Source organism: Maritalea myrionectae DSM 19524 (assembly GCF_000423365.1).
Classification (GTDB): domain Bacteria; phylum Pseudomonadota; class Alphaproteobacteria; order Rhizobiales; family Devosiaceae; genus Maritalea; species Maritalea myrionectae.
The window spans coordinates 91,689-106,451 of sequence record NZ_AUHV01000004.1 but is presented as its reverse complement, the minus strand read 5'-3'; the positions used below and the strand labels follow the sequence as shown (position 1 = coordinate 106,451).

Genomic DNA, 14,763 nt, shown 5'->3' with positions numbered 1-14,763 from the left:
AAACCAGGCTTATTCTGGTGACCAGGCGTCATAATCCCCGGTCACATCTGGACGTGTTTCATTGTTCAACATGCTGCCTTTGGGCCGATAAGCATAGGCTGTGCCGGTCATGTTTTGCTTGTGTGGCAACTCCCAAGACCGCGCGTCATATTTTTTGTCGACGGGGGAAATGTCGGTGCGGTGATGCATCCAACCGTGCCAACCAACAGGAATGCGCGATGCTTCGGCCGGTCCATTATAAAGGACCCAGCGGCGATCGCCTTTTTTGGATTTGAAATAGCGGTTACCCGCCTCATCTTCGCCAACAAACTTGCCGTGCAATGCCGTGTGAAGACGCGTGCCAAGGGTTTGTCCGTGCCACCAAATAAACAATTCCGCCAAAAACTGTTTCATATCAGTTCCAATCGCCACAATCTGTCGTGTTTCTTGTTGCCAAGCATTTAGCACCTAACATCGGCAAAGCCTAGTGCGCAAAGATGTTTTGATTGAAAAAATCCGAAGAAACTGGCCAAATCATGGCCAATAGAGCCATTCCCCTGCAGCCAGCCTACCCGCCTCTCAATAAAATGCCGAGTTGAGGATGCGATCCACGTCGGATTGGATCGAATTAATCTGCGCCATATGTTGCGCTTCAGCCATCGAATCGACACCAAACTTGGAGCGGTTGGCAAATTCGGCATCTACCCGCTGCAACAGGCTGGGCACAACATATCGCTGCCCGTTCAGCTCCATAGGCATCTGCGCCGCCAATATCCACGAGATATAGTCAAACAAGCGTGTGCACGAGATCGGCTTGGCCAACACCGCATGGGCGCCCCATTTGATCGCTTTATCGAAGCGGCGCTTGCGCACCACACTCATGACCACAATGATGGGCGTCAGACACACAGGATATAGACGGCGATCTCGAAAGTGTTTGAGAAAATGTCCCCCGTTTGAACTATCGTCACTCCAATCCACCAACACAATATCTGGTGGGTCAGACAGAATCGATTCGGCGGCACGTTCGGTGCTGGAAAAAACGCGCAATCCCCTCACGCCAGAGGCGCTAAGCATTGATCGATAAAGGATTTGCATGTGCCGGGCTGGTTCGATGACGACTATATTGGAGTCGGAGACGTGGAAGGACTTATGATCGAATTGAAATGACATGAAAAAAATCCAAAAAAAACGCAAATACACATTCAAATTATGCCCTTGACAGGCTTTGGACAAAAGTTAGGGCCGTCCCCAATCGGATCAATCCGCAAGCAGTTTCGCGTGTCGAAACCTTCACCTTTCATTTAGGATAAGCAGAGTTTTGCTGATTTTTTCGTGAGATAGCGCCGCAAGATCAAGTGGTTTGGTCGCCGAACAATATAGGCAAATATTGCCGAATCTGCCACACGAAGCCCGAATCGCGTCTGCCACAACTTATCCCCATTGTTCACATATTATATACCAGATATGGGCCATATTTAGCCCTCAGACTACTAGTGGTGGTAATTTTCGAAAAAAATTGCCTTGAACAATATTGGGAAAAATGTAGGTTCGGAGATGCAAATTGAGTATCCGTATGATGACCGATCAACCACCCAAGGTTGCGTAGCCAATAAGCTGCACAGCGACCGAAGCGGTGACCGCCATTTGGGAATGCCCCGCAAGCGCTATAAGGCGCAATTGAGGGTAAAGTGGCAAGGGATTGGCCCCACATATGCGTGCAAATTTGCATCCACTGCCCGGCTTCATACTGGCAAGAAAGTCAGGCGGACGGCGGATAAAAAAAGGCGAATAAGCCTCGTGAGTGCGGCTCGCAACTCACACCCAACAGGAAGCGAACAAACAGAAACTGAAAAACCATATTGGTTTTGATCGGACAATATATTTTGTCCATAATTTTGGGGACGAACTCAAATGCGCATTAAGCGGCACTACACCAAAAAAGGCCAATCGGCCTATGCTGGCATCGAATTTCGCAAGGCCACAAGCGAAATTAAGAACCCGGACGGTTCAATCGTTTTCCGGTTAGACAATATTGATGTTCCCGCATCATGGTCTCAGGTGGCTGCAGATATTATTGCGCAGAAATATTTCCGCAAAGCAGGCGTTGCGAAAGTTCTCAAAAAAGTTGAAGAAAACAGCGTGCCTTCTTGGCTGTGGCGCTCCGTGCCGGATGAAAAGGCACTTGAAAAGCTGCCCGAAGAAGAACGCTATGGTTCTGAAATTGATAGCCGTCAGGTGTTTGATCGCTTGGCTGGCACATGGACATATTGGGGCTGGAAAGGCGGCTACTTCGATAATGAAGAAGATGCCCGCGCCTTCTTTGATGAGCTTTGCTATATGCTCGCCACCCAAAAATGTGCCCCCAACTCCCCACAATGGTTTAACACCGGCCTGCATTGGGCCTATGGCATTGATGGCCCTGGCCAAGGCCACCATTATGTCGATCCATTTTCTGGCGAGCTGGTGCGCTCAGCTTCCGCTTATGAGCATCCCCAACCCCACGCCTGTTTCATTCAGTCTGTTGAAGACGATTTGGTCAGCGATGGCGGCATTATGGATCTTTGGGTGCGTGAAGCGCGCCTGTTTAAATATGGCTCCGGCACAGGTTCAAACTTCTCTTCCTTGCGTGGCTCCGGCGAAAGCCTTTCTGGCGGCGGCAAGTCCTCTGGCCTGATGTCATTCCTCAAAATTGGTGACCGCGCAGCGGGTGCCATTAAGTCTGGCGGCACCACACGCCGCGCAGCGAAAATGGTTGTGGTCGATATCGATCACCCGGATATTGAAGAATATATCAATTGGAAGGTGAAAGAGGAGCAAAAGGTTGCTGCCCTCGTCACCGGGTCTAAAACCGTTTCCAAACACATGAAAGCCATCATGAAGGCTTGTGTGAATTGCGAAGGCGCAGGCAATGATTGCTTCGACGTCACAAAAAACCCTGCCCTGAAGCGCGAAGTGCGCGCGGCGAAAAAAGCGATGGTGCCTGAAAACTATATTCAGCGCGTGATCCAGTTCGCCCAACAAGGCTATACCGACCTTGAATTCCCTGTTTACGACACTGATTGGGATTCAGAGGCATATTTGACCGTTGCTGGCCAAAACTCAAACAACTCAATCCGCGTCACCGACGGCTTTTTGAATGCCGTTGAGGAAGATGGCGATTGGGATTTGATGGGCCGCATCAGCCAAAAGCCAACCAAAACCCTGAAAGCCCGCGATTTGTGGGACAGTGTGGGCTATGCCGCTTGGGCTTGTGCCGATCCCGGCATTCAATACCACACCACCATTAACGACTGGCACACATGCCCAGCGTCTGGCGACATTCGCGCGTCGAACCCCTGTTCAGAATATATGTTCCTGGACGACACCGCCTGTAACCTGGCCTCGCTGAACCTGCTTCAGTTCCGCGCCAAAGACGGCCAGTTCATGATCGATGCGTTCGAACATTCTGTGCGCTTGTGGACCATTGTGCTTGAAATCTCTGTGATGATGGCGCAATTCCCATCTAAAGCCATTGCCGAGCGTTCTTATGAGTTCCGCACCTTGGGTCTTGGCTATGCCAATATCGGCGGCCTGTTGATGACCTCAGGCATCGGCTATGACTCAGACGAAGGCCGCGCCATCGGCGGTGCCATCACCGCGATCTTGACCGGTGTGTCTTACGCAACATCAGCGGAAATGGCGAAAGAGCTGGGCCCGTTCCCAAGCTACAAGCCAAACGCAAAGCACATGCTGCGCGTGATCCGCAACCACCGCAATGCGGCCCACGGCAATGATAAGGGCTATGAAAAACTGTCCATCAACCCCGTGCCGTTGGATCATGGCAACTGCCCCGACGAACGCTTGGTCGATCACGCCAAAAAAGCGTGGGACAATGCCCTGAAACTCGGCGAAAAGCACGGCTACCGCAACGCACAGGTTTCTGTGATTGCCCCAACCGGCACCATCGGCTTGGTGATGGATTGTGACACAACCGGCATTGAGCCAGACTTTGCTTTGGTGAAGTTCAAAAAACTCGCTGGTGGTGGGTACTTCAAAATCATCAACCGCGCTGTGCCAGAAGCGTTGCGCACCTTGGGCTACTCAGAAGACCAGATCGCAGAGATCGAAGTTTACGCAGTGGGCCACGGCAATATGAACCAGGCCCCGGGCGTCAACCCAACCACGTTGAAAGCCAAAGGCTTCACTGACGAAAAGATCGATGCCATCAATGCCGGTCTCGGCAGCGCATTCGACATCAAGTTCGCCTTCAACAAGTGGAGCTTGGGCGAAGAGTTCTGCAAAAACGAGCTTGGCCTCACTGACGAGCAGCTCAACGACATAAACTTTGACATGCTCGCCGCGCTTGGTTTCTCGAAAAAAGAAATCGACGATGCCAACATCCATGTGTGTGGTGCCATGACGCTTGAAAAAGCACCGCATTTGAAAGAAGAGCACTATAAAGTGTTCGATTGTGCCAACCCATGTGGCCGGATCGGCAAGCGCTTCTTGAGCGTGGAAAGCCATATCCGCATGATGGCCGCGGCACAGCCTTTCATCTCTGGCGCGATTTCAAAAACCATCAACATGCCAAACTCGGCCACGGTTGAAGAGTGTAAAGAAAGCTACATGCTCTCTTGGAAACTCGCTTTGAAAGCCAACGCTTTGTACCGCGATGGCTCCAAACTCAGCCAGCCTTTGAACGCGCAATTGCTTGCCGATGATGAGGATGATGAAGATGGTTTGGACGCAACAGAAGAGTTGATCGCAAAATCACCCGTTGAGCGCACCGCGGCTATTGCTGAAAAAGTGGCCGAACGCGTTGTAGAACGTGTGGTTGAGCGGGTCCGCGAGCAGGAGAAATTGCCAACACGCCGCAAGGGCTACACCCAAAAGGCCAAAGTTGGCGGTCACACCCTCTTCTTGCGCACTGGCGAATATGAAGATGGCCGATTGGGCGAAATCTTCCTTGATATGAACAAGGAAGGCTCAACCCTACGCGCCTTGATCAACAACTTCGCCATCTCCGTATCTCTTGGCCTGCAATATGGTGTGCCACTTGAAGAATATGTTGAAACCTTCGTATTCACCAAGTTCGAGCCTGCTGGCTTCGTGCAAGGCAACGACTCGATCAAGAACGCCACGTCCATCTTGGATTATGTGTTCCGCGAATTGGCCATTTCCTATCTGGATCGGTCCGATTTGGCCCACGTCACCCCCGGCAGCGGCGGCGACAAGGGATCAAGCGTTACCGACGACAGCGAAGGCATGGCCGCAGATCAGTTTGTCTCCAAAGGCCTCACCCGTGGCCGCGTGAAGGACAAAACCTTGATGCTGGTCTCGACCACCGAGACCACCAGCACCACCAATAAGGTGCAAGCCATGCAAACCAGCGCCGCCACCATGATGAAGGCCACCACGGCCCTCAAAAAGGAAGTGGAGCAGGAAATCGGCAAAGTTGAAGAAAGCGCCCCGGCCCCCATGGCCGACGCCAGCATCCAACGCAGCCAAGCCCGCATGAAAGGCTACGAAGGCGAAAGCTGCCCCGAATGCGCCAACTTCACCCTCGTGCGCAACGGCACTTGTTTGAAGTGTGACACTTGCGGATCGACGACTGGGTGTAGCTAAGGCTCAGGCGGAAACGCTGGATTGAAATGATTTCCCCCGGGCGGCGCAAGCTGGCCGGGGGTTTGTTTTTTGAGGAAGTACAATGACTAACCGTAGAGAAGAGCTTGAACAAATCAAACCTCACAAGCCCAACAAAAGCAAATGGCCGAAGCACATCCGCACTGTTGAGCTTAACGAAACTGACAATTTGGGGATCGATGCAAAAGGCCAACTTTATTGGGACGGTGAACTCATTCACATCCGTAAGCACGAATTAGGTAAAATCGAACGAATTCAGGCCTGGATCATAGCAGGCGGAACAATTATTTTTGCTTTGACAGCGTTGGGCCAGCTCGCCCAATTCCACAATATTGATTGCCTGCTACCGTGGCTAGAATATCGGTGCAGCGTTATGACATCTTCCGGTTAGGCGGCGCCGTCGGCAAACCTCTACCTCATTACAATACGGAAACGTGAAATGGACCCCAAGATCAAGTCTTGGGGTGACGATGATGGGTGGCGCTGATGTCGGGGAAACCACGCACAACATTTGATCTCGTGACAACATATGTGGTTACGAAGGCCCTCTCCACCTCCCCGTCATTGCAAGACTTGATCTTGCAATCCATTTGCGGGCAACCACAAAGCACCTAGACGGCGACCAAAGGCACCCTAACCCGCAATCGCATCATACAAATCATCCCACCGCGGATTGGACTGCTCAATCAGCTCCACCTTCCACCGCCGAGGCCAGCCTTTAATGGTCTTTTCGCGTTGAATGGCGGCAGAAATGCTGTCGTGCGGTTCAAAATACACCAGAGACTTGAGCCGATAGCTATGGGTGAAGCCTTCAACCACCCCCTCACGATGTTCCCACACACGCCGCACCAAATCAGCAGTCACGCCAACATAAAGCGTGCCGTTAATTTTGTTTGTCATGATGTAAACCCATCCACCCATGCGCAAAAGATTGCGCGCAATTGGGCCCCAAGATCAAGCCTAGGGTGACGATGGTGGCTGCTATTGGAGAGGTGCAGTTGCAATAAACGCGACGTGCCGGGCCGAAAATCCATCTGGTTTCCCAACTTCGCAGAAAATACGGCGGTAATTCCCCGGTCAAGGCACAACCCAAAATTGATTTCTCGGCGCGACTAAAGCATTCGTCCACACATGAAACCGCACGCAACACACTGAAAAAAAATCACAATTCGGCATACAGTTCAAGCGGACAGCTCTCCTGCCCTCCAAAACCACTCGCAAACTTATCCCCGCCCCCAAAAGCGGTGGTATAATTCACCTATCCTCTGCCCCAAGCGGTTTGTTGACGGATAAACGGGGTATACCGCCCAAGGGCGGTGAAAGAGGAGGCAGTGGGCCAATCGGACGCGATGGGCCACGCGGCTTTGGTTGATGTCGCCCGACACCGAGGGCAAACCGTTGCAATATGGTGCAACGGTTGGGGCTATTGGGTCAGCACCCCAACACACCATTGCTTGCGAAAAAAGCTGTCGGCGCGAGGCGAACGAGACCTCACCCTATTGCGCAACACCACGAGTTCTTGAACGCCTCGTGCCCCGCAAGCTCAACTGGCGAAACCATGCGTTCCGCCAGCCAATCAACGTGCAAAATTGTTTTCAACCTGCTGAGAAACATGCAGCAATCGAAATTATTTCTTCTTCTTTTTCTTTTTGGGCTTATCCGCTGACATTTCATCATCGGCGAAACCGTCATCGCTCTCGTCCGTTTCGACATCGCGTACAACTTCAATTTTGACCCTGGCCATAACGCCGGCCAAACCGCCGAGAATGGCAAGCCATGGCGCGGCCAAAACCACAACGCCACCAACCACAACGCTGCCTGTCAACGGCACTTCAATCATCACATCATCATTGGACGAGCGCACGCGCAATTTGCGCACATTGCCTTCAGAAATCAGCCGCGTGATTTCTTCGACCAGTTTGTGGCCAGCCACTTCAACCTCTTCGGTAAAAGTTTCCCAACCGCCTTTGGGTTCGTCTGAGTTTTTCCGTTTTTCATCAACCATGACATCCGCTCCTGTGCTGCCGATCAGTAAAGATGTAGGGATTGCAGCGACAAGAACAAGTTTCCTGGTCGATAATAAACGCAAAAAAGCCGCCTTGAAATAAGGCGGCTCATTACAATCGGATACTTTAACCGTTGAGTTAGCTTACTTTTTTTCCTCCGGCCGCACGTCGCTGTATTCTTTTGTCGCAGGCTTGCCGCGGAACGTCACCCAAAAGAAATTCAGCACATAAACGCCAGCCGTTTGGAACACGCCTTCTTCCGCTAACCGGCGACCAGAAGTGCGCATGGGCAGCTTAAATGTCCACTTCACCGGGCCAACTTTAGAGAGGCGCACGGCAATATCCGTGTCTTCGCCATAAAACGAAATCGAGGTGTCATATCCCCCCGCTTTCAGCCAGGCGCTGCGGCGGATAACAAAGTTGCCGCCTTGGATCATGGAGCCGACTTTCAACACAAATCGGTTCAGCAAATAAACCGCATAGGAGATGCCATAAAACAGCCGCACCAAAAACTGGTTCCACAACGACAAATCATAATAGATATATGGGCCGCTCAAGCCCACCAACTCCGGCTGCTTTTCAAAGCTGGACAAAACGGTCTCAATCCAACCCTCGGGCAACTCAGTGTCTGCGTCAATATTGGCCACCAGTTCGGCAGTTGAGGCATTAAAGCCCGCGCGTCGGGCATAAACCAGGCCTTTATCGAACTCGTCGACCACTGTTACGCCCTGGTCTTTAAAGCTTTCAGCAATCTCTTTGGTGCGGTCTTTAGAGGCGTTGTTGACCACGATAATCTCGCACTCAACGCCGGACTCTTTCACCCGCTTAACCACGGATTCAAGGCATCGGCCAATCAACCGCTCTTCATTGTAAGCGGGAATAACAAAAGCCAATTGCATCTGTGCTCCTTCCGGGTGCCCGTTCAACGCGCCGCACACCTTGATAAAACAAATAAAACGTTGGGCGGTGCATTACACCATTTTGACTAAAGGTCAAACACTTGCCATCCAAAACCCACTATTGACCGCGCGAAACCTTTGGTGATGATAACAGCATGACAGAGATAACACCCGAACAATTCTTGCAAACGATTGAAGATCCACAGCGGCGCGCCGACTGCACCCGCATCCACGACATGATGCTGGCCGCCAGCGATTGGCCGGCCAAAATGTGGGGGCCGTGCGTGATTGGCTATTCCAGCTACAAATATAAATACCCCAGCGGCCATTCGGGCGAAACGTTCCGAATTGGCGTCGCCAATCGCAAAAACCAGATCACGCTCTATATCCTTTGGTATCCCGATAAGGATGATCCCCTTCTGGCAAAACTGGGCAAGCACAAAATAGGCAAAGGATGCCTTTATATCAAACGCTTAAGCGACATTGATGAATCAGTTCTAGAACAATTGATCGCGCGGGCTGTGCGCGAATTTGGCCAACGCCACGAAATCGTGGAATAATGTTTGTCGGGGGACATCCAATGAGCAAAAGCGATAACAAAACCCAGCAAACCAATGAGAGTGTGGATGAATATCTGCTCAAAATTGGCGATGAGCAAAAACGCGCCGACGCCTTCAAAATAAAAGAAATGATCGAGCGCCTGTCCGGCGAACCGGCTAAAATGTGGGGCAGCTCCATCATCGGCTGCGGCACCTACCATTATAAATATGAGAGCGGCCGCGAAGGTGATTTTATGCGCGTTGGCTTCGCCCCACGCAAAGCCAATTTGGTGGTCTATATCATGAGCGGCTTTAAAGAATATGATGGGCTACTGGAAAAGCTCGGCAAACATAAAACTGGAAAGAGCTGCCTTTATATCAAGCGCTTAAGCGATATTGATGAATCAGTTTTAGAAGAACTCATCACCCTTTCACTCGCCTATATGGCGGAAAAGTACCCGGAGCAATAATGCCGACCATTACCGTTTCTGAGCAGTTTAATTGCTCGCCCGAAATCGCCTTTGCGGTGCTAAAAGACTTTGAAAATACCCCAGAATTCATTGATGGCATCATCAACAGCACCCTGCTGACCGAAGGGCCAATTGATGTTGGCTCTCGTTTCCGCGAAACCCGGATCATGATGGGCCGCGAAGCTGATGAAGAAATGGAAATCATAGAGCTCCAAGCGCCGAGCATCATAAAACTCTACGCCTTTTCGCGCGGCACTGAATATCACACCACCTACGAAATCACGCCAAATGAAAATGGCGCCAAGGTGACATTAATCTTTCAACCCAAGCCAAAAACCTTGATGGCAAAGGTGATGAGCGCACTTTTTTCGCGCATGGTCGGCCAAGTCGCAGATTTGCTGCAAAAGGATTTGCGGGACGCAAAGCTGGAAGCTGAAAAGCGGCAGGAACAGGCATAATCTGGGGAGGTTATTGGCCGCCACAATCCAGCACATGAGGGCTGCAAAGGGGGAGGAGCTGAAAAGCGGCGGCCATTTCGCAATCAAGGGCTGATTGATTGCTCAGCCAGATATGGGCATGCCATTGGGCAAATTAAAGGCTGTCACACGTTTGTGATCAAAAAAATTCAAAAGCTGCATCACCGTCAAATTGATGCTAGTTTCGACAAACGATAATTGTGAGATTTACAGGGTATTCATATGAACATTATTCAACCGCCAAGCCTCCCCTTTAAGAGCTTCGACAAAGCAAATGAGGCCGTTGAATATGTGAAGGAAATCTATGCTCGCAACACCACTTTTATCCGCGATGCTGTGCTCAAGCTGAACAAGGGTGAAGTGCCAAGTGGGCGCGTGCGCGCCAGCTACCCCCTAGCAAGGGTCCGCAACACCAGCTTTCAAAAAGTGGATTCCCACCTACCGTTCGGCTTTTTGCATTCACCGGGCACCTATCAAACCACCCTGTCCGACCCGGAGCTGTTCACCCATTATCTCACCGAGCAATTTGAATTGCTGCTGAAAAACCATGACTGCCATATCGAAGTCGGGGAATCGGATACGCCCATTCCAGTTCACTTCGCACTCGAGCCAAGCGACACGCTGGATGGCGAAACCTTCAACGCCTATGATATTCCACTGCGTGACCTCTTCGACGTGCCGGACCTCACCCACACCGACGATGAGATCGCCAACGGCACCTTTATTCCGCCTGCGGGCGGTCCCTACCCGTTGGCCGCGTTCACGGCACCGCGCGTCGATTATTCCTTGCACCGTTTGGCGCACTACACCGCCACACGCCCGGAGCATTTCCAAAATTTCGTGCTGTTCACAAACTATGGCTTCTATATCGAAGAGTTTTGCCGCACCGCCCACCAATGGATGGAGGACGGACATCCCGATTATGATGCCTTTGTTGAACCAGGCAACGTCGTCACCACCAACAAGCGCCTTGGCGGCGGCTCTGTTGGGGCGGCACCCCCGCGTGAGCCACAAATGCCCACCTATCACCTCAAGGCCAAGCATGGCGGCGGCATCACCATGGTCAATATCGGTGTTGGCCCGTCAAATGCCAAAACCATCACCGATCATATCGCCGTGCTGCGCCCCCACGCGTGGCTGATGCTCGGCCACTGCGCAGGGTTGCGCAACTCACAAGCCCTTGGCGACTATGTGCTAGCTCATGCCTATGTGCGCGAGGATCATGTCCTCGACGCGGATCTGCCGCTCTCTGTGCCCATCCCTGCGCTTGCAGAGGTGCAAGTGGCACTCGAGGAAGCTGTCGCAGAAATCACAAATCTGTCGGGTCAAGATCGAAAACGCATCATGCGGACGGGCACGGTGGCCACTTTCGACAACCGCAATTGGGAATTGCGCGACCAAACCGAAATCGCCCAGCGCCTCTCACAATCGCGCGCCATCGCACTGGACATGGAAAGCGCGACCATTGCCGCCAACGGTTTCCGCTTCCGCGTACCCTACGGCACCCTGCTCTGCGTGTCTGACAAGCCCTTGCATGGTGAACTCAAACTGCCCGGCATGGCCAGCGACTTCTATCGCACACAGGTCTCAAAGCACCTGCAGATCGGCATCCGCGCGATGGAGATTTTGAAAAAGCAGCCTGCGCACGCGATTCACTCACGCAAGCTGCGTTCATTTGCCGAAACGGCGTTTCAGTAAGAATTAGTCTGCTGTGACCAAAACATCAGATATTGAAAAACCCGGCCAATTTTCACGTTGCCGCGCTTCGCACTTCAACTGAACGGAATAGTCGGACTGGTCTGTCAGGCTTAAATCCAAACTTGAACCAAGAGCTAGCTCCAGTTGAGACAGATTGCGTTTTGCATCAGTCATATTTGTGGTGGTAATTTGGGCACCGTTCAATGCGGTAAGCCCCACATCTTCGCCGTTTGGCACCATATAGGGCTTATTCTTCTCCGCCGCCCCTGGGTCATATTGGATCAGACCAATTTCAATTCGACTTCCTGGCAACGGTGGAAGAATAAGATATCGCCACGGCAATCTCTTTTCCAAGAGGCCGAACAACCACTTAAAGCGTGTTTGTTCTATAACGCCATGTGCAATATTGGCTTGAGACAGCTTTTGAGCAACTGTCTCAAGATCTTGATCAACACGAAAGAAAACACAAAATGCGCCACGCTCGCCGGCTAGGTGGCGCTGCACCCATTCATGCCGCCAAACACTATCATCATTGGTAATCTCCACGATTTCAAAGTAATCACGTCCAATCCAAACGTTGGAAACCTTAAAACCCGTCGCTGATTTCCCCCAATCGGGCTCAAAAGGTACATCCGCAGACTCAAGCTTCGATTTCAAAGCCGACACATCTTGGGCGCCCGCCATGTGCACAACGATGTGATCGAAGGGCATCCCGCTAGACATGGAATTACCCGTCTTGCTCAAGGCCAATGGCTTCAGAAACGGCAACGGCGGTCATATTTACAATGCCGCGGCTGGTCACTGATGGGGCCAGAATGTGCGCGGGGCTTGCGGTGCCCATCAAGATCGGCCCAACTGCAAGTGCTTTATTAAACTCCTTGATTAAGGTCATGGAAATATTAGCACTTTCGAGGTTCGGGAAGATCATCAAATTGGCTTCACCTTCCAACGCACTATTGGGGATATAGCGCTCGCGCAACATGGCATTCAATGCCACATCGCCCTGCATTTCGCCTTCCACAACGAGGTCTGGTGCCTTTTGCTTGAGCAGGCGATAAACCTCACGCATTTTCGCTGAACTATCACCGTCACGAGACCCGAAGTTCGAATAAGACATCAGCGCTGTTTTCGGCTCAAGGTTGAACCGTTTCAAGTGGTCTTGTGCCTGCATGGCAATCTCAACCAACTCGTCAGCACTTGGGTCCATCGACACATAGGTGTCAGCAAAGAAGAACACGCCTTGCTGCAAAATCAACATGGAAAGCGCCGAAACGTCTGACGAATTGGCGTCCAGCCCAATCACAGACTTAATATCGCGCACGTGCTTGATATATCGCCCCTGCAAACCACAGATCAAAGCATCCGCTTCACCGCGCTTAACCGCCAACGCGCCAATCACGGTGGTGTTGGTGCGCACAATCGTCCGTGCTGTGTCTGGCGTGACCCCTGAACGCCCGACGAGCGAATGGAACAAGTCAACATACTCGCGGTACCGCGGATCATCCTCAGGGTTGATAACCTCAAAGTCCTCACCTGGCCGCAAATGCAGACCAAACTTCTCGATGCGGTGTTCAATGACCGACGGACGACCAATCAAAATTGGCTTGGCAATGCCATCTTCCAAAACAACCTGTGTTGCGCGCAACACGCGTTCGTCCTCACCATCCGCGAACACGACGCGTTTCGGATCAGATTTTGAACGTTCGATGATGGGCTTCATCACCATGCCAGACCGGAAAACAAACCGTGTCAGGCGGAATTTATAGGCCTCAAAGTCCTCAATAGGCCGCGTCGCAACGCCACTGTCCATCGCGGCTTTAGCCACGGCGGGCGCAATGCGCAAAATCAAACGTTGGTCAAACGGGTTGGGGATCAAATAGTCAGGGCCAAATGTGGCGTCCGTGCCGGTGTTGCTTGCTTCCAACGCCGGCTCATGCGCCAGTTTGGCAATGGCATGCACCGCGGCCATCTTCATCTCTTCATTGATCGCCGTTGCGCCAACATCGAGCGCACCACGGAAGATGAAGGGGAAGCACAGCACATTGTTGACCTGGTTGGGGTAGTCAGACCGCCCCGTGCAAATCATCGCGTCAGGACGGGCTTCACGCGCCAATTCAGGCATAATCTCGGGGATAGGATTGGCCAACGCCATAATGAGCGGATTTGGGGCCATCTTGGCCAACATTTCCGGCTTTAACACGCCTGCCGCAGAAAGGCCGATGAAGATATCCGCATCTTCCATCACTTCTGCGGTTTTCGTCAGGTCAGATTTTTGCGAAAACGCCGCGCGCCAACGATCTACATCGTCCTTGCGCTTGTCGGTCACCAAACCGTCACGGTCAGCCACCCAAATATTTTCCCGCTTGGCCCCAAGGCTGATCAGCAAATTCAAACATGCGATCGCAGCCGCGCCAGCACCGGAGGTGACAATTTTAACGTCTTCAATCTTTTTCTTGGCCAGACGCAACCCGTTGATGACAGCAGCAGCAACAATAATCGCCGTACCATGCTGATCATCGTGAAAGACCGGAATTTGCATGCGTTCACGCAGTTGCTCTTCCACCTCAAAGCAATCCGGTGCTTTGATGTCTTCAAGATTAATGCCCCCAAAGGTCGGCTCAAGCGGCGCAATCACTTCCACCAACTTGGCGGGATCGTTTTCATTGACCTCAATGTCGAACACATCAATGCCAGCGAATTTCTTGAAGAGAACGGCTTTACCTTCCATCACGGGCTTTGAGGCCAAAGCGCCAATCGACCCAAGCCCCAGCACAGCGGTGCCATTGGAGATCACAGCCACCAAATTGCCTTTGGACGTATAATCCGCCGCAAGCGATGGATCTTTCTCAATCTCTTCACAAGGTGCTGCAACGCCTGGCGAATAGGCCAGCGCTAAGTCGCGCTGGTTCCCCAGCGGCTTGGTTGCTGTAATTTCAAGTTTGCCGGGTTTTGGCCACTTATGAAAATGCAGCGCTGCTTCGCGCAAAGATTGTTGGGTTTCGTCAGAATCCTGAGCCATCTAAGTCCCTTTCGTTCACCGATAATGGTGTGCCACCAATTGCAGCAAAAGA

General features: G+C 52.0%; 13 protein-coding genes. 6 read left to right on the top strand and 7 right to left on the bottom strand.

Going from position 1 to position 14,763, the window contains the following annotated elements:
- Positions 1–9: 9 nt before the first annotated feature.
- Positions 10–393: an NADH:ubiquinone oxidoreductase subunit NDUFA12 gene (locus G549_RS0111850; RefSeq protein ID WP_027835209.1), complete on the bottom strand. Its 384-nt coding sequence runs from the start codon at positions 391–393 to the stop codon at positions 10–12.
- A gap of 165 nt (positions 394–558) precedes the next feature.
- Positions 559–1,152 carry a response regulator gene (locus G549_RS0111845; protein WP_156905549.1) on the bottom strand — a complete coding sequence of 198 codons (594 nt, stop codon included), beginning with the start codon at positions 1,150–1,152 and terminating at the stop codon, positions 559–561.
- A 741-nt stretch (positions 1,153–1,893) separates the two neighbouring features.
- On the opposite strand from G549_RS0111845, the gene G549_RS0111830 reads away from it, so the two are divergent.
- Together G549_RS0111830 and G549_RS0111825 are read left to right on the top strand one after the other, a co-directional pair.
- Positions 1,894–5,586 carry a vitamin B12-dependent ribonucleotide reductase gene (locus G549_RS0111830; protein WP_027835207.1) on the top strand — a complete coding sequence of 1,231 codons (3,693 nt, stop codon included), beginning with the start codon at positions 1,894–1,896 and terminating at the stop codon, positions 5,584–5,586.
- A gap of 82 nt (positions 5,587–5,668) precedes the next feature.
- Positions 5,669–5,995 (top strand): hypothetical protein, encoded by a 327-nt coding sequence (locus G549_RS0111825; protein WP_027835206.1) that lies wholly within the window; start codon positions 5,669–5,671, stop codon positions 5,993–5,995.
- Positions 5,996–6,237: 242 nt separating this feature from the next.
- Here the strand turns inward: G549_RS0111825 and G549_RS0111820 are convergent, their stop codons facing one another.
- The 3 genes from G549_RS0111820 to G549_RS0111810 all read right to left on the bottom strand — a co-directional run bounded on the left by G549_RS0111820 (position 6,238) and on the right by G549_RS0111810 (position 8,509).
- On the bottom strand, positions 6,238–6,525 hold the full coding sequence (locus tag G549_RS0111820; protein ID WP_027835205.1) for a GIY-YIG nuclease family protein: 288 nt from the start codon (positions 6,523–6,525) through the stop codon (positions 6,238–6,240).
- A 706-nt stretch (positions 6,526–7,231) separates the two neighbouring features.
- On the bottom strand, positions 7,232–7,609 hold the full coding sequence (locus G549_RS20120; RefSeq protein ID WP_084634156.1) for a DUF4342 domain-containing protein: 378 nt from the start codon (positions 7,607–7,609) through the stop codon (positions 7,232–7,234).
- Between the two features lie 144 nt (positions 7,610–7,753).
- Positions 7,754–8,509: a glycosyltransferase family 2 protein gene (locus tag G549_RS0111810; protein WP_027835204.1), complete on the bottom strand. Its 756-nt coding sequence runs from the start codon at positions 8,507–8,509 to the stop codon at positions 7,754–7,756.
- Between the two features lie 155 nt (positions 8,510–8,664).
- On the opposite strand from G549_RS0111810, the gene G549_RS0111805 reads away from it, so the two are divergent.
- The 4 genes from G549_RS0111805 (at position 8,665) to G549_RS0111785 (ending at position 11,692) form a co-directional block, all read left to right on the top strand.
- A complete protein-coding gene (locus tag G549_RS0111805) occupies positions 8,665–9,069 on the top strand; it encodes a DUF1801 domain-containing protein (RefSeq protein ID WP_027835203.1) in 405 nt (134 codons plus the stop codon).
- Positions 9,070–9,089: 20 nt separating this feature from the next.
- Entirely contained in the window at positions 9,090–9,518 is a 429-nt protein-coding gene (locus G549_RS0111800) for a DUF1801 domain-containing protein (protein WP_027835202.1), read from the top strand.
- Complete coding sequence (locus tag G549_RS21430; protein WP_051213725.1) at positions 9,518–9,976, top strand: SRPBCC family protein; 459 nt, start codon at positions 9,518–9,520, stop codon at positions 9,974–9,976. Before G549_RS0111800 ends, G549_RS21430 begins: the two co-directional genes overlap by 1 nt.
- 240 nt (positions 9,977–10,216) lie before the next feature.
- Positions 10,217–11,692, top strand: a complete 1,476-nt coding sequence (locus tag G549_RS0111785; protein WP_027835201.1) for an AMP nucleosidase — start codon at positions 10,217–10,219, stop codon at positions 11,690–11,692.
- Between the two features lie 3 nt (positions 11,693–11,695).
- Here the strand turns inward: G549_RS0111785 and G549_RS0111780 are convergent, their stop codons facing one another.
- Both G549_RS0111780 and G549_RS0111775 read right to left on the bottom strand, forming a co-directional pair.
- Complete coding sequence (locus G549_RS0111780) at positions 11,696–12,403, bottom strand: hypothetical protein (protein ID WP_027835200.1); 708 nt, start codon at positions 12,401–12,403, stop codon at positions 11,696–11,698.
- Between the two features lie 16 nt (positions 12,404–12,419).
- Positions 12,420–14,711: an NADP-dependent malic enzyme gene (locus G549_RS0111775; protein WP_027835199.1), complete on the bottom strand. Its 2,292-nt coding sequence runs from the start codon at positions 14,709–14,711 to the stop codon at positions 12,420–12,422.
- Between the last annotated feature and the right edge of the window lie 52 nt (positions 14,712–14,763).